The organism is Frateuria sp. Soil773, assembly GCF_001428405.1.
Classification (GTDB): domain Bacteria; phylum Pseudomonadota; class Gammaproteobacteria; order Xanthomonadales; family Rhodanobacteraceae; genus LMSL01.
The window spans coordinates 60,612-75,942 of sequence record NZ_LMSL01000014.1 but is presented as its reverse complement, the minus strand read 5'-3'; the positions used below and the strand labels follow the sequence as shown (position 1 = coordinate 75,942).

Here is a 15,331-nt window from a genome sequence, read left to right as displayed (position 1 = left end):
GAAAATGTTTAGCGCGGATTCATTTGACGAAAATTCAACGGAATTCGGGGTGGGCGCATGGAGATGCGGCCGGTTTTTCGCGATGGCCGTCTGAATGGAGTCCTTGCGTCGAGGGGGAAGGCACCGGATTCCGGCTTTCGCCGGAATGACGGCGGGGCGGATGGCTGGCGGTCCGGTGGGGATGGGGCGGCATGGTGCAGTCCGCCCCTCCCCTCGTTGGGCTCAATGCGCCTCGTCCCAGTTGGCGCCCACGCCGGCCTCGACCAGCAGGGGCACCGACAGTGCGGCGGCGCCGGACATGCGCTCGACCACCGCGGCGCGCACCGCCTCCACGGCGTCCTCGCGCACCTCGAACACCAGTTCGTCGTGCACCTGCATCAGCATGCGCACGTCGTCGCGCCCATCGATCCAGGCGGCCACGGCGATCATCGCGCGCTTGATGATGTCGGCGGCGCTGCCCTGCATCGGCGCGTTGACCGCGGCGCGCTCGGCCCCGGCGCGATGGGCCTGGTTGCGCGAGTTGAGGTTCTCCAGGTACAGCCGGCGGCCGAAGATCGTTTCCACGTAGCCGTCGCGGTGCGCCTGCTCGCGGGTGGCGTCCATGAAGGCGCGCACGCCGGGATAGCGCGAGAAGTAGCGCGCCATGTAGTCGCCGGCCTCGCCGCGGTCCACGCCGAGCTGGCGGGCCAGCCCGAACGCGCTCATGCCGTACATCAGGCCGAAGTTGATCGCCTTGGCGGCGCGGCGCTGGTTGGGCGTCACCTCGTCGGGCTTCAGGCCGAACACCTCGGCGGCGGTGGCGCGGTGCACGTCGCCGCCTTCGCGGAAGGCGCGCAGCAGGCCCTCGTCGCCGGACAGGTGCGCCATGATGCGCAGCTCGATCTGCGAGTAGTCCGCCGCCAGCACCTTCCAGCCCGGCGGCGCGATGAACGCCTGGCGGATGCGCCGGCCCTCCTCGGTGCGCACCGGGATGTTCTGCAGGTTCGGGTCGGACGAGGAAATCCGCCCGGTCGCCACCGCGCCCTGGTGGTAGCTGGTATGCACGCGGCCGGTGCGCGGGTTGACGATGCCGGCCAGCTTGTCGGTGTAGGTGGAGCGCAGCTTGGCCAGGCCCCGGTAGTCGAGGATCAGCCGCGGCAGCTCGTGCTCGTCGGCGATCGCCTCCAGCGCCTCCTCGTTGGTCGAGGGCTGGCCGGTCGGCGTCTTCAGCCGGGCCGTCAGTCCCAGCTCGTCGAACAGGATCGCCTGCAACTGCTTGGGCGAGTCGAGGTTGAACTCGCGCCCGGCCAGGCCCCGGGCCTGCTGCTGCAGTTCCAGCATGCGCTTGCCGAGCTGCTGGCTCTGCAGGCGCAACTGGCCGGTGTCGATCAGCACGCCGCACTGCTCCATCGCCGCGAGCACCGGCACCAGCGGAATCTCGATCGACTCGTAGACCGCGCGCAGCGTCGGCACGCTTTCCAGCAGGGGCCACAGCGCATGGTGCAGGCGCAGGGTGACGTCGGCGTCCTCGGCGGCGTAGCGGCAGGCGGTGTCCAGGTCCACCTGCGAGAACGGGATCTGCTTGGCGCCCTTGCCGGCCACCTGTTCGTACTTCACCGTTTCGTAGCCGAGGTATTTGCGCGCCAGCGAGTCCATGTCGTGGCGGGTCGCGGTGGCGTTCCACACGTAGGATTCGAGCATGGAGTCGTGGCGCAGGCCGCGCACCGCGATGCCGTAGTGCGACAGGATGTTGATGTCGTACTTGGCGTGCTGGCCCAGCTTGCCCTTGGCCGGGTCCTCGAAGACCGGCTTGAGCGCGCGCAGCACCTCGTCGCGGTCGAGCTGCTTCGGCGCGCCCGGGTAGTCGTGGCCCAGCGGGATGTAGCAGGCCTTGCCGGGCTCCACCGCGAAGCTGACGCCGACGATGTCGGCCTGCATCGCGTCGATGCTGGTGGTCTCGGTGTCGAACGCGATCAGCTCGGCCTCGCGCAGCTTCCGCAGCCAGGCGGCGAACCGTTCCGGCGTGGTGACCAGCTCGTAGTCGCCGGGGCGCGCGAGCGATTCGTCCGGCGCCGCGGGCCGGTCGGGCAGGACGACGGCGGCGGCGACCTCGACGATCACGCCGCCCGCCTCGGGCGCCGGCGCGGCCCCCGCGTCCAGGTCCTTCAGCGCGGCCTTGAATTCGTAGCGGGTGAACAGCGCGCGCAGGGCATCGGTGTCGCGTTCGCGCAGGGTGAGGTCGGTGGCGGACAGTTGCAGCGGCACGTCGGTCTTGATCGTTACCAGCTCGCGCGACAGCGGCAGCGCCGGCAGCGCCGCGCGCAGCGCCTCGCCGATCTTGCCGCCGACCTTGTCGGCGTTGGCGATCACACCGTCGAGCGAGCCGTACTCGGCAAGCCATTTCGCCGCGGTCTTGGGCCCGCACTTGGGCACGCCGGGCACGTTGTCCACGCTGTCGCCGGTGAGGCTCAGGAAATCGACGATGCGTTCCGGCGGCACGCCGAACTTCTCGGTGACGCCGGCGACGTCCAGCGTGCTGCTGGTCATCGTGTTGACCAGGGTCACGTGCGGGCCGACCAGTTGCGCGAGGTCCTTGTCGCCGGTGGAGATCACCACGTCGATGCCCTGCGCCTGGGCCTGGCGCGCCAGCGTGCCGATCACGTCGTCGGCCTCCACGCCGGGTTCGCACAGGATCGGGAAGCCGAGCGCGCCGACGATCGCCATCATCGGCTCGACCTGCGCGCGCAGGTCGTCCGGCATCGGCGGGCGGTGCGCCTTGTACTGGTCGTACAGGGCGTTGCGGAAGGTCGGCCCGGGCGCGTCGCAGACGAAGGCCAGGTAGTCCGGCTTCGCCTTCAGCGTGGAGCGCAGCATGTTGACCACGCCGAACAGCGCGCCGGTGGGCTCGCCCTGGGCGTTGCTCAGCGGCGGCAGGGCGTGGAAGGCGCGATAGAGATAGGACGAACCGTCGATGAGGATGAGCTGGGCCATGCGGGCATTCTCGCATGCGCGGCGCAGGCGGGCGTTCACCCGCCGCGGGAGCGGGGCGCTGCTATGCTCGGCTCCCCTTCGGAGATTGCCGCCATGAAATCCGTCGCGATGCTCGTTGTCGCCTGCGCGCTGTCCGTTCCGGCCGCGTTCGCACAAACTTCCGCCCCGCCGCCGCCGGGCATGCACGACCCGGGCGTGAAGGCGTCGGCGCCGGCGAAATCCGCGCCCGCGGAAAAGCTGAACCTGAAGGCGCCGCCCCAGGCCGGCGCGCCGGTGCCGCGGGACGCCCGCGGCGAGGCGCCGCCGGAGGTAAAGGTGCGCCAGGAAGGCGACAACACCGTGCAGGAGTTCAGCCGCAACGGGCAGGTCTACATGGTGGTGATCACGCCCAAGGCAGGCGTGCCGCAGACCTACATGGTCGATCCGCAGGGCCGGCTGGTCGACGAGCACGGCCAGAAGCCGCCGGGCACGGTGATGTACAAGGTGCTGGAGTGGGGCAAGAGCCGCCCGGCCGAGGCGGACGACGGTGGGCGCTGATCCCCTGCCGCGATGAACCTGCGCGAAAGCTGGCTTTTGTTCGCCCTGGGTTCGGCGTTCTTCGCCGCGCTCACCGCGCTGTTCGGCAAGCTCGGCGTGGCGGGGATCAATTCCAACCTCGCCACCTTCATCCGCACGCTGGTGATCCTCGTCGTCACCGCCGGCATCCTCAGCCTGCGCGGCGAATGGGCGAAGCCGTCCGGATTGCCGGCCGGCAGCTGGCTGTTCCTGGTGCTGTCGGGGATCGCCACCGGGCTGTCGTGGCTGTGCTACTACCGCGCGCTGCAGCTGGGCCCGGTGAGCCGGGTCGCGCCGATCGACAAGCTGAGCGTGGCGATCGCGATCGTGCTTGGCCTGCTGTTCCTCGGCGAGACGCCGAGCCTGCCGCTGCTGGTCGGCGGCGCGCTGATCGTGGCCGGGGCGGTGGTGATCGCGCTGTTCTGATCTCCGTCTCTATCCAGGCATTCCGGCCACCCCCGTCATCCCAGCGAAAGCCGGGATCCAGCGTCGTTGAGCTTTGGAGCATAAAGTCACTGGATTCCTGCTTGACCAGCCCTTTGGCTGTTAAAAAGCGCCTCGCAGGAAGGACGGCGAGGCGGTTGGAGCGGCGGACAGCGTGAACAGCCCTTTGAGCCCCTATGAGCTTGTTCAGTCCGGGTCGTCCAGTTCCGGGTAGTGGCGGAAAATGCCGTCCTCGTTGAAGGCGAGCCTGCGCGGCGAAGCGAGGTAGGCCGCGATGCGCGGCCGTTCGGCGACCCGCTGCGCGAGCGCGTACAGGCGCGGCAGCCGCGGCCGCAGCCGCCGCATCGCGTTGGGGTAGGCGTAGTCGAGCCCGGCCATCAACTGGAACAGCGACAGGTCGACGTAGGAGTGCTCGCGCAGCACGCAGCGCCCGCCGCCCAGTTCAAGCGCCTGCTCGAAATAGCCGAGGAACTTGGGCAGGCGCTCGCTGCGCAGGTGCCGGGCGCGGCGCTTCGCCTCCGCGCGCTGGTCCTCGTAGTACAGGCTGGAGGCGATCGGATGGTGGCTGTCGTGGATCTCGGCGACCAGGTCGGCGAGGGTGAGCTGCAACTGGTTCGCGTACAGCCGGCGCGCCTCGCTGTCCGGTACGAGGTCCAGCCTGGGGCCGAGGTACTGCAGGATGTTCGCCACCTGCGCGATGACCAGGCGCCCGACCTTGAGAAACGGCGGGGCGAACGGCAGCGCGCCGCCGTGGCTGCCGTCGAGGAAGCCGTTCATGGCCTGGTCGCCGTGCTGGCGCGCCACGTCGTCGTAGTCGGCGGCGGCGTCCTCGAGCGCCAGCCGGACGAACTCGCCGCGGCCCTGGATGCCGGTCCAGTAGTACAGCTCGTAGCGCATGGCAGTCTCCGGATCGAAGACTCCGATGCTGGGACGCGCGACCTCAACGAGGCGTGAGCATGGCCCGGGGCCCGCAGGCGGAGGCGACTTGGGCCGCGACGCCGCCGGCCTTCGCAAGAGGGCGGGGCGCCGCGGCCGGAGCCGCTCCGGTGCACGGCGATCAGTGGCGGAAGTGGCGCATCCCGGTTAACACCATCGCCATGCCGTGCTCGTCGGCGGCGGCGATCACCTCGGCGTCGCGCATCGAGCCGCCCGGCTGGATCACCGCGGCGATGCCGGCCGCCGCGGCCGCGTCGATGCCGTCGCGGAACGGGAAGAAGGCGTCGGACGCCATCACCGAGCCGCGCACTTCCAGCTTCTCGTCGGCCGCCTTGATGCCGGCGATCTTCGCGCTGTACACGCGGCTCATCTGGCCGGCGCCGATGCCGATGGTCTGGCGGTCCCTGGCGTAGACGATGGCGTTGGACTTCACGAACTTCGCCACCTTCCACGCGAAGATGAGATCGTCGATCTGCTGCGGCGTGGGGGCCGCTTTCGTCACGATCTTCAGGTCATCGGCCTTGACCATGCCGGTGTCGGCGGTCTGGATCAGCAGGCCCGAGCCCACGCGCTTGGACTGGTTGCCGGGATGCGCGCCGATCAGGTCGCCGTCGGCCGGCAGCGGGATCTCCAGCACGCGCACGTTGCCCTTCCTGGCGAACGCTTTCAGCGCCTCGTCGGCGTAGCCCGGCGCCAGCACCACCTCGACGAACTGGCGCGCCACGATCGCCTGCGCGGTGGCGCCGTCCACTTCGCGGTTGAACGCGATGATGCCGCCGAAGGCGGAGGTGGGGTCGGTCCGGTAGGCGAGGTCGTAGGCCTTGCCGATGCCGTCCAGGCTCACCGCCACGCCGCAGGGGTTGGCGTGCTTGACGATCACGCAGGCCGGCTTGGCGAAGCCGCGCACGCATTCCCATGCGGCGTCGGCGTCGGCGATGTTGTTGAACGACAGTTCCTTGCCCTGGAGCTGGCGGAAGGTCGCCAGGGTGCCCGGCGCCGGGTACAGGTCGCGATAGAACGCGGCCTGCTGGTGCGGGTTCTCGCCGTAGCGCAGGTCCATCAGCTTCACGAAGCGGCCGTTGGCCTGGCCGGGGAAGGCGGCATGGCCGGCGACCGCGTCGTGCGCCTCGTTGAGTTCCAGGCCGGACAGGTAGTCGCTGATCGCGCCGTCGTAGTTCGCCACGTTGTTGAACGCGGCGACCGACAGCCTGAAACGCGTGGCGCGCGAGAGGCCGCCGTGCCGCTCGATCTCGGCCATTGCCTCGTCGTACTGCGCCGGATCGGTGAGCACGCCCACGTCGTTCCAGTTCTTCGCCGCCGAGCGCAGCATCGCCGGGCCGCCGATGTCGATGTTCTCGATGGCCTGCTCCAGCGTGCAGCCGGGCCGGGCCACGGTGGCCTCGAACGGGTACAGGTTCAGCACCAGCAGGTCGATCGGCTGGATGTCCAGCTCGGCCATCACCGCGTCGTCGGTGCCGCGCCGGCCGAGCAGGCCGCCGTGCACCTTCGGGTGCAGGGTCTTGACGCGGCCGTCCATGATCTCGGGGAAGCCGGTCAGCTCGCTGACGTCCTGCACCGCGATGCCGGCCTCGCGCAGCGCCTTCGCGCTGCCGCCGGTGGACAGCAACTGCACGCCGGCGGCGGCCAGCCGGCGCCCCAGATCGACCAGGCCGGTCTTGTCGGAGACGCTGAGCAGGGCGCGGCGGACGGGGGTGACGGCAGGGCTGGGCATGACGGCTTCCAAGGCGGTGAAACCGCGCATTATAGCCGAGCCGGCCGGGGCCGGAGGCCGGGGCCGCGCGATTGGGTTTGGACGTCTATCCGCCCGAATGCAAGGCGTTGCGCGGAGGCCGGAGGCCGCGCGGGATCAGAGCAGGCCGTGCTGGGCCAGCTTCTTGCGCAGGGTGGCACGGTTGATGCCGAGCACGACGGCGGCGCGGCTCTGGTTGCCGTCGTGGAACGCCAGCACCTCGCGCAGCAGCGGGCCTTCCACCTCGCGGATCACCAGCGCGTGCAGGCCCTCGTCGCAGGCGGTGTCGCCGATGTCGGCCAGATAGCGGCGCACGGTGCGGCTGACGCATTCGCTCAGCGCGCTCTGCGACGAGGTCTCGCGGGCAGCCTCGGAAGCAGGCAGTCTGACGGCGTTCACGGCATTCCCTCTCAACTTGCGACGCAGCGGCTACGTGGGCCACTGCCATGGTTTTTGCTGGTTGCCGCGGAAGGCGGCGGGCGCATCGTGCCGGTGGGTGGCCGTTGCGAAGGGGTCGAGTGTACCCGCGCGTGTGGATAAATTTAAGTGCTTGCATCGCAGGCCGGAAGATGCCTGCGCCGTCCATCGGACGAGTCCGAAATCGCCGCTATTCGAAGCCGAATTCGAACGCCACCGCCTTGCCGTCCGGGTCCTCGACCTCGAACAGCAGCGCGGCGTTCGCGCCAGGCGCCAGGCCCGCGCGCTGCAGCGCGTCGTCGCCCAGGTATTCGGACGGCCGCAGCCGCCGCATCGCCACCCGCTTGCCGGCGGCGTCGGAGAGCACCAGGGTCACCACCGGGTAAGGCTGGGCGAACGCGGCCGTGTTGCGCACGGTGGCGCTGATCATCAGTGCGTCGCCCACGCTGGGATGCGCCTGCACGTCGCGGGCGACCAGCCGCAACTGGCGCACGTCCTGCACCAGCGGCAGCCGGCAGCCGAGGCTCTGGCAACTGCGGCGCAGCCAGGGGCCGACGTGCGGATCGGCGATCAGCGCGTCGCGCTTGGCCCAGGCCAGTTGGACGCCGAGCAGGAGCAGCAGCACCAGGCAGACCACGATCCACGGCCAGCGCCGCTCGCCGTGCCGCTCGCGCCGGGGGCGGGCGCGCCGTTCGCGCCGCGGCTTGCGCGATTCGCGCGCGAATCGCGGCGCGAAGACCAACTGGGTGAAATCCTCCGCGGCGGCCGCGGGCTCCCCGGTGGCCTCGGCGGCCGCCGCCGGCGCATCGGCGCGGGGGCGGTAGACGGCCAGCTCGACGCGCGGCGGCTGCAGCGCCTGCTCGTTCGGCACCAGTTCCATGAACGGTTCCGGCGGCAACTGGCCGGTGAGCGTGGCGATGCTGTCGAAGCCGGCGCCGCAATGCCCGCAGGTGACGTGCCCGTGTGCCTGGACCAGCACATGCACGTCCAGCGAGAACACGGTCAGGCATTCGGGGCATTGCGTATACATGCGGTCCGTTACGTCCGGGATCGGGCAAGCCTAGTGCAGCGTCCGCGACAAATCACCCGCGGCGGCACCCGGGTCGGCGCGGGTGAGACCTGGCTCAAGCGCGCCGGCGCCCGCTGATGCGCACCCAATCCTCGCGCGTGTCCACGCGCAGTTCGTCGAACCATTCGGCGTAGCGCTGCAGCAGCTCGTCCTGCTGGCCGTCGAGGATGCCGGAGATGGCGAAGGGCGCGCCGGGCCTGGCGGCGGCGGCGAACGTCGGCGCCAGCTCGCCCAGCGGGCCGGCCAGGATGTTGGCGACGAAGACGTCGGCGGGCGCGCCGGCGAAATCCTCCGGCAGGTACAGCGCGAGCCGTCCGGCGACGCCGTTGCGCCCGGCATTGTCGGCCGAGGCGACCAGCGCCTGCGGGTCGTTGTCCACGCCGGCGGCGCTGGCGGCGCCGAGCTTCAGCGCGGCGATGGCGAGGATGCCCGAGCCGCAGCCGAAGTCGGTCACCGTCCTGCCGGCCAGGTCGAGGCTATCCAGCCATTCCAGGCACAGCGCGGTGGTGGGATGGGTGCCGCTGCCGAAGGCGAGGCCGGGGTCGAGCCGCACCACCACGATGTCGTCGCCGGCCGGCGGTTCGATGTTCCAGGGATAGATCCACAGCCGCCGGCCGAACGGCATCGGCTTGAACTGGTCCATCCAGGCGCGTTCCCAGTCCTCGTCGGCGACCTCGCGGAAGGCGAGGTGCGCCGGCTCCAGCCAGGGCAGCAGCTCGCCCAGCGCCTCGCCCAGCCCGCGCCGGTCGGTGTCCGCCTCGAACAGCGCGTTCAGGGTGATCGTGGGCCACAGCGGCAGCTCGCCCACGCCGGGCTCGAAGATCGCCTGCTCGTCGGGCGTTTCGGCGTCCGCGTCCTGCAGCGTGATCGACAGGGCGCCGAGGTCGTCCAGCGCCTCCTCCGCGCGGGGCTGCTGTTCGGCACGGACGGTGAGCGAGAGTTCAAGCCAGGGCATGGTGGGGATCCTGCGGAAGGCCGGCGCGGTCGCCGGAGGATGGCGCGTTCAGCCCGGCGGCGTGCCGAGGAAGGCGTCGTGGCGGTGGTAGTGGTCGAGCGCGCGGGCGAAGTCGGCCAGGCCGGAACGCGGTTCGCGGCTGCGCTGCACGGCCAGCACCTCGGCGAAATCGGCCGCCGCGAGGAAGTGCCGCAGGCGCTGGTCGGCGGCGAAGGGCGGCAGCGCCTCGCCGTGGTCGTCGATCAGCGCGGCTTCCTCGTCCTCGGCGTGCGAGAGGTACAGGCGGCAGGAAGGCTCGCCGATCGCGCCGCCAGGCATAGCGGTCCCAGCCGTCGCCTTCGTCGAAGGCGGCGGTGACGGCGTCGATCGCTTCGCGCAGGGTCAGCAGCTCGAGCATGGACGTTGCAGGTCGGCGGGCCGCGCCGGGGCGGCCCGCCGGCGGGGCCTCAGCCGCCGCCGGCGGCTTTTTCCTTCTGCTCGGCCATGCGCTTTTCCAGGTAATGGATGTTCTGGCCGCCGTGCTGGAAGCCGGCGTCGGCCATGATGCGCTGCTGCAGCGGGATGTTGCACTTGACCCCTTCGATCACCGTTTCGGCCAGCGCCATGCGCATGCGCGCGATGGCGGTGTCGCGGTCCGGGCCGTGCACGATCAGCTTGCCGATCATCGAATCGTAGTTGGGCGGGATGCGGTAGCCGTCGTACAGGTGCGTGTCCACGCGCACGCCGGGGCCGCCCGGCGCCTCGAAGCGCTTCACCGTGCCGGGGCTGGGCATGAAGGTGTCGGGATCCTCGGCGTTGATGCGGCACTCGATCGCATGGCCGGTGATGACGATGTCTTCCTGCCGGATCGAGAGCTTCTCGCCGCCGGCGATCAGCAGCTGTTCGCGCACCAGGTCGATGCCGGTGATCAGCTCGGTCACCGGATGCTCCACCTGGATGCGGGTATTCATCTCGATGAAGTAGAAGCGGCCGTTCTCGAACAGGAACTCGAAGGTGCCGGCGCCGCGATAGCCGATGCGGAGGCAGGCGTCCACGCAGACCTTGCCGATCGCGGCGCGCTGCTCCGGCGTGATGCCCGGCGCGGGCGCCTCCTCGACCACCTTCTGGTGGCGGCGCTGCATCGAGCAGTCGCGCTCGCCCAGGTGGATCGCGTTGCCCTGGCCGTCGGCGAGCACCTGGATCTCCACGTGGCGCGGGTTCTCCAGGAACTTCTCCATGTACACCTGATCGTTGCCGAACGCCGCCTTGGCTTCCGACTTGGTCATGGTGATGGCGTTGCCCAGGTGGGCCTCGGTGCGCACCACGCGCATGCCGCGGCCGCCGCCGCCGCCGGCGGCCTTGATGATCACCGGGTAGCCGATCTCGCGCGCGATCTTGATGTTGGCGTCGACGTCGTCGCCGAGCGGGCCGCCGGAGCCGGGCACGCACGGCACGCCGGCGGCCTTCATCGCGCGGATCGCCTCCACCTTGTCGCCCATCAGGCGGATCACGTCGGCGGTCGGGCCGATGAAGACGAAGCCCGACTGCTCCACCTGCTCGGCGAAGTCGGCGCGCTCGGAGAGGAAGCCGTAGCCCGGATGGATCGCCTGGGCGTCGGTGATCTCCGCCGCGGCGATGATGCGCGGGATGTTGAGGTAGCTGTCGACCGACGGGCCGGGGCCGATGCAGATCGACTCGTCGGCGAGGCCGACGTGCTTGAGGTTGCGATCCACGGTGGAGTGCACCGCCACGGTCTTGATGCCGAGGCTGTGGCAGGCGCGCAGCACACGCAACGCGATTTCGCCGCGGTTGGCGATGACGACTTTTTCTAGCATGGGAATCGGGAATCGAGAATGGGGAATGGGAAGATCAACATCGTATTCATCGCGCCCCCTTGGGCTTGTCGAGTGCGTTGAGCAGTGCAGTGAGTCTTGCGAAAACGCGGTTGATGAGATCACTCGTGGGCTGGCATGCCCGTGCAAGGCCCAACCGGATCGCGACCTGGTACTGAGTATCCAACTCCGACAGCGAGCCCCTGGCGATCGAGAGAAAGCGCTGGTACTCCAGTCTGGAACGGCGTCCAGCGCCTTCCGCGATGTTCGATGGGATGCTGATTGCCGCGCGGCGAATCTGCGACGTCAAGCCGAAACGCTCAGTGTCGGGAAAATTTGAGGAGAACTGGTAGATCGCTTCGACCAAGTGCATGGCGTCTTGCCATACATGCAGATCCTCGTGCGGTCGCTTGAACGATTCCCCATTCTCCATTCCCTATTCCCGGCCGTCAGGCAATCACGAACATCGGTTCGTCGAATTCCACCGGCTGGCCGTTTTCGATCAGGATGGCCTGTACGGTGCCGGCCACGTCGGCCTCGATCTGGTTGAACATCTTCATCGCCTCGATGATGCCCAGCGTCTCACCGGCCTTGACCTGCTGGCCGACCTTGACGAAGGCGGGCGCGCCCGGGGTGGCGGAGGCGTAGAAGGTGCCGACCATCGGCGCCTTCACCACGTGGCCGGCGGGCAGCGCGGCGGCGGCCGCGGGCGCCTCGGCGGCCGGCGCGGCGGCCACCGGCGCGGCCGCGGCGGGCGCGCTGGCGATCTGCGCTGGCGCGGCGGCCGGTGCCGGGGCCAGCTGGGTCATGCCCTTGGGCACGCGCGACAGGCGCACGACTTCCTCGCCTTCCTTGATTTCCAGTTCCGCGAGGTTGGATTCCTCGAGCAGGTCGATCAGCTTCTTGATCTTGCGCAGATCCATGGGATGGCCTTCTGTCAGGTGCCGCGCGGGGCGGCATGAAGTGAGATGGGTGGAATCTAGGGTGCCGTCGGCGCGGGGCGGCCGAGCCGGCCGATCGCCGCTTCCAGCGCCAGCGAGTAGCTGTCGCCGCCGAAGCCGCAGACGACGCCGACCGCGAGGTCGGCCAGGTACGAATGGCGCCGGAACGGCTCGCGCGCGTGCACGTTGCTCAGGTGCACCTCGATGAACGGGATCGCCACCGCGGCGAGGGCGTCGCGCAGGGCGATGCTGGTATGGGTGAATGCGCCGGGGTTGATCAGGATCAGCGCCACCCGCTCGTCGCGCGCCTGGTGGATGCGCTCGATCAGGGCGTGCTCGGCGTTCGACTGGAAGCTGTCCAGCGCGTGCCCGGCCTCGGCGGCGCGGGCGGCCAGGCGGCCGTCGATGTCGGCCAGGGTGTCGTGGCCGTAGACCTCCGGCTCGCGCGAACCCAGCAGATTGAGGTTGGGTCCGTGCAGGACCAGGATCTTCGCCACGCTTCTTACCTTGGCACCGCCGGGGCAGCCCGGACCGGCGCAGTGTGCGCGCAGCGAGGGATGTTGTCCAGTTCGGCGCAGATCGGCGCAGATCGGCGGAGAAGCCCGGATTAGACTGTGCGCCGGCGTATGTCGCGCTTCGCTCAGCCGCCGTCGGGGGCGGCCAGCCAGCGGTCGAGCAGGGCGTCATCGAGCATGCCGCGGCGGGTCGCGAGGATGCGCCCCTGCGCATCCAGCAGCACGCTGTAGGGCAGCAGTTCGGGTTCGTTGCCGAGCTGGCGCGAGGTATCCGGGGCGCCCAGCAGGATCGGGTAGTTCACCGGGTGCCGGGCGAGGAAGGCGCGCACCCGGTCGGGCTCGTCCATCGCGATGCCGACGACGATCGCCCCGCGTTCGCCGAACTTCGCCTGGGCCCGCGCCAGCGCGGGCATTTCCTTGAGGCAGGGCGTGCACCAACTGGCCCACAGGTTCAGCAGCACGCGCCGGCCGCGGTAGTCGGCGATCCGGTGCGGGCGGCCGTCGAGGTCGCGCAGCCGCAGGTCGGGGCCGGGCCGGCCGGCCACCGCCGTGCCGGCCCGGCTCTGCCGCGAGGCATGCTGCAGCCAGCCGCCGGCCGCGGCGGCGAGCACCGCCAGGCCGAGGATCAGCCAACTGGCCCGGCTCATCATTCCGCGGCCGCCGCGGTCAAGGCCTGCTCGACCAGCGACGCCGTCAGCACGGTGGGCAACTGCCTGCCTTCGCCGCCGTGCTTCGGGAACACCACGTACAGCGGCACGCCCGGCGAGTGGTACTGCTGCAGGAAGGCGCTGATGGCCGGGTTGACGTCGGTCCAGTCGCCCTTCATGTAGACCGCGCCGGTGCGCTTGAGCAGCGCGCGGAAGGCGTCGGTGTCGAGCACGGTGTGCTCGTTGGCCTTGCAGGTGACGCACCAGTCGGCGGTCATGTCGACGAACACCGGCGTGCCGGCCTGGCGCAGTTCGGCGAGCTTCTCCGCCGAGTAGGCGACCGTGCCATCGACCTTGGCCGCCGCCGCATTGGGCCGCTGCACCTGGGCGAGGTAGTACAGCGGCACGGCGACGAGCACGGCCAGCACCACCACCAGGGCGCGCGCCAGGCCGCCGCGTCCGCGGCTGCGCTCGAACCACCACAGGGCCATCGCCAGCAGCACGGCGGCCACCAGCAGCAGGCCCACCGCGTCGGCGCCGCGCTGGTTGGCCAGCACCCAGGCCAGCCAGGCCGCGGTGAGGTACATCGGGAACGCGAGCACTTGCTTGAGCGTTTCCATCCAGCGCCCGGGGCGCGGCAGCAGGCGCGCCAGCGCGGGCACGAAGCCGATCGCCAGGAACGGCAGCGCCAGCCCGAGCCCCAGCGCCAGGAACACCAGCAGCGCCGACAGCAGCGGTGCGGCGAACGCATAGGCCAGCGCGCTGCCCATGAACGGCGCGGTGCAGGGGCTGGCCACCACCACCGCGAGCACGCCGGTGAAGAAATCGCCGGCCGGGCCGGTGCGGCCGGCCAGCGCGGCGCCGGTATTGCCCAGCGAAGCGCCGAACTGGACCATGCCAGACATCGACAAGCCCACCGCCAGCATCACCAGGGCCAGGATGCCGACCAGCAGCGGCTGCTGCAGTTGGGTGCCCCAGCCCAGCGCGTGGCCGGCCGAGCGCAGCACGACGATGCCCACGCCCAGCGCAGCGAAGCTGAGCAGCACGCCGGCGGTGTAGTACAGCGCGTGCCGGCGCGCCGCGGCCGGGCTCTCGCCGCTTTCCAGCACGCCGACCGCCTTGATCGACAGCACCGGCAGCACGCACGGCATCAGGTTCAGCACCAGGCCGCCGCCCAGCGCGAGCAGCAGCGCGGCGAGCAGGCTGACCTGCAACGGACCCGCGGCGCCGGCGGGTGGCGACTCCGGGGCCGGCATGGCGGCGGTGCCGGCAGTGGGCGTCGCGCTGCCCAGCTCGACGGTCAGTGCGCGGGTCATCAGCGGGTAGCACAGGCCGCCTTCCTGGCAGCCCTGGAAGCTGGCCTCCAGCGCCAACTGCTTGCGGCCGGCGAGGTCGCCCTCCACCGCCACCGGCAGTTCGAGCTGGCCGAAATACACGGTGACGTCGCCGTAATGCTCGTCGTGGTGCGCGGTGCCGGCCGGCCAGGCCGGCTTGAGGCTGAGGCCGGGTGCGTCCTTGAGCTTGAGCGTGGTCTGGTCGCGGTACAGGTAGTAGCCGTCCGGCATCGTCCAGCGCAGCAGCAGCCGGCGCGGGTTCTGCGCCAGCGCCTCGAAGCGGAACGCCTGCTCGGCCGGCAGCGGGGCGCTGTCCATGCCGGCCGCGGCGGGTGCGGCGCTGCTGCCCAGTTGCTTGAGCGCCGCGCCCAGGGTGCCCGCGCCGGCCGCCGCATCGCCCGCGGCGGCCGTGCCGGCGGGCAGCGGCAGGTCGAGCTGCTCGGTATGCGGCGGGTAGCAGATCTTCGGATCGACCTCATGGCAGCCCTGGTACTGCACGCTCAGCTTCAGCCGGCCGGTGCCGGCGGCGACGCTGTAGGGCAGGGTGGCGTCGACGCCGTGGTGGTAGGTCTCCACGTCGCCCAGGTATTCGTCGTGGTGCTTCTCGCCGTCCGGCAACCGTGCCTCGCCCAGGGTCACACCGTCGCCGCCCTTGAACTTCATGCGGCCGCGGTAGAGGTAGTAGTCCGGCGCGATCGTCCAGTGCAGCTTGAGCACGCCCGGGGTGGAGGCGTCGGCGCTGAGTTTGTAGGCCTCGGTCACCGGCAGCAGATCGTCGACGTCCTGCGCGGAGGCGGCCGGCGCGGCAGCCAGCGCGGCGAGCAGGATCAACAGGTACGAGGCCAGGCGGCCGTGCAGGGAGGAACGCATCGCAGCTCCAGCGGGTAGGGATCGCGCGCGGGTGCGTACCGGCAGGCGCGTATAGGGGTGATTATGGCCCAGCTTCCGGCCGCGGGCCGGGTATGCGGCGTCATGCCCGTTCCGGCT

15 protein-coding genes are annotated in these 15,331 nt (G+C 70.5%); 2 read left to right on the top strand and 13 right to left on the bottom strand.

Going from position 1 to position 15,331, the window contains the following annotated elements:
* Window positions 1–222 precede the first annotated feature (222 nt).
* Window positions 223–2,970, bottom strand: a complete 2,748-nt coding sequence (gene polA, locus ASG87_RS06900) for a DNA polymerase I (RefSeq protein WP_056002837.1) — start codon at window positions 2,968–2,970, stop codon at window positions 223–225.
* Between the two features lie 93 nt (window positions 2,971–3,063).
* On the opposite strand from polA, the gene ASG87_RS06895 reads away from it, so the two are divergent.
* Together ASG87_RS06895 and ASG87_RS06890 are read left to right on the top strand one after the other, a co-directional pair.
* Entirely contained in the window at window positions 3,064–3,507 is a 444-nt protein-coding gene (locus ASG87_RS06895) for a DUF2782 domain-containing protein (RefSeq protein ID WP_056002833.1), read from the top strand.
* Between the two features lie 12 nt (window positions 3,508–3,519).
* A complete protein-coding gene (locus tag ASG87_RS06890) occupies window positions 3,520–3,951 on the top strand; it encodes an EamA family transporter (RefSeq protein WP_056002830.1) in 432 nt (143 codons plus the stop codon).
* Between the two features lie 204 nt (window positions 3,952–4,155).
* On the opposite strand, the gene ASG87_RS06885 is transcribed toward ASG87_RS06890, so the two are convergent.
* The 12 genes from ASG87_RS06885 to ASG87_RS06830 form a co-directional block, all read right to left on the bottom strand.
* Window positions 4,156–4,866, bottom strand: a complete 711-nt coding sequence (locus ASG87_RS06885) for a glutathione S-transferase (RefSeq protein ID WP_056002827.1) — start codon at window positions 4,864–4,866, stop codon at window positions 4,156–4,158.
* Window positions 4,867–5,026: 160 nt separating this feature from the next.
* Window positions 5,027–6,637, bottom strand: coding sequence for a bifunctional phosphoribosylaminoimidazolecarboxamide formyltransferase/IMP cyclohydrolase (gene purH / locus ASG87_RS06880; protein WP_056002824.1), 1,611 nt, complete (start codon window positions 6,635–6,637; stop codon window positions 5,027–5,029).
* Between the two features lie 135 nt (window positions 6,638–6,772).
* The gene (locus ASG87_RS06875) at window positions 6,773–7,054 is read right to left on the bottom strand and encodes a helix-turn-helix domain-containing protein (RefSeq protein WP_082582801.1); all 282 of its coding nucleotides are present in this window, start codon (window positions 7,052–7,054) and stop codon (window positions 6,773–6,775) included.
* Window positions 7,055–7,262: 208 nt separating this feature from the next.
* Window positions 7,263–8,102 carry a zinc-ribbon and DUF3426 domain-containing protein gene (locus ASG87_RS06870; protein ID WP_056002821.1) on the bottom strand — a complete coding sequence of 280 codons (840 nt, stop codon included), beginning with the start codon at window positions 8,100–8,102 and terminating at the stop codon, window positions 7,263–7,265.
* 94 nt (window positions 8,103–8,196) lie between these two features.
* Window positions 8,197–9,096 carry a 50S ribosomal protein L11 methyltransferase gene (gene prmA / locus ASG87_RS06865; protein WP_056002818.1) on the bottom strand — a complete coding sequence of 300 codons (900 nt, stop codon included), beginning with the start codon at window positions 9,094–9,096 and terminating at the stop codon, window positions 8,197–8,199.
* A 48-nt stretch (window positions 9,097–9,144) separates the two neighbouring features.
* Window positions 9,145–9,414, bottom strand: a complete 270-nt coding sequence (locus ASG87_RS06860) for a hypothetical protein (protein ID WP_056002815.1) — start codon at window positions 9,412–9,414, stop codon at window positions 9,145–9,147.
* A gap of 128 nt (window positions 9,415–9,542) precedes the next feature.
* Window positions 9,543–10,910, bottom strand: a complete 1,368-nt coding sequence (gene accC / locus ASG87_RS06855; RefSeq protein ID WP_056002813.1) for an acetyl-CoA carboxylase biotin carboxylase subunit — start codon at window positions 10,908–10,910, stop codon at window positions 9,543–9,545.
* A 46-nt stretch (window positions 10,911–10,956) separates the two neighbouring features.
* Window positions 10,957–11,340: a four helix bundle protein gene (locus ASG87_RS06850; protein ID WP_056002806.1), complete on the bottom strand. Its 384-nt coding sequence runs from the start codon at window positions 11,338–11,340 to the stop codon at window positions 10,957–10,959.
* Window positions 11,341–11,356: 16 nt separating this feature from the next.
* Window positions 11,357–11,830 carry an acetyl-CoA carboxylase biotin carboxyl carrier protein gene (gene accB / locus ASG87_RS06845; RefSeq protein WP_056002802.1) on the bottom strand — a complete coding sequence of 158 codons (474 nt, stop codon included), beginning with the start codon at window positions 11,828–11,830 and terminating at the stop codon, window positions 11,357–11,359.
* Between the two features lie 56 nt (window positions 11,831–11,886).
* Window positions 11,887–12,345, bottom strand: coding sequence for a type II 3-dehydroquinate dehydratase (gene aroQ / locus ASG87_RS06840; protein WP_056002799.1), 459 nt, complete (start codon window positions 12,343–12,345; stop codon window positions 11,887–11,889).
* 143 nt (window positions 12,346–12,488) lie between these two features.
* Complete coding sequence (locus ASG87_RS06835; protein ID WP_326937884.1) at window positions 12,489–13,010, bottom strand: TlpA disulfide reductase family protein; 522 nt, start codon at window positions 13,008–13,010, stop codon at window positions 12,489–12,491.
* Window positions 13,010–15,214: a protein-disulfide reductase DsbD gene (locus ASG87_RS06830; RefSeq protein ID WP_056002792.1), complete on the bottom strand. Its 2,205-nt coding sequence runs from the start codon at window positions 15,212–15,214 to the stop codon at window positions 13,010–13,012. The genes ASG87_RS06835 and ASG87_RS06830 overlap by 1 nt, the downstream gene beginning before the upstream one ends.
* Between the last annotated feature and the right edge of the window lie 117 nt (window positions 15,215–15,331).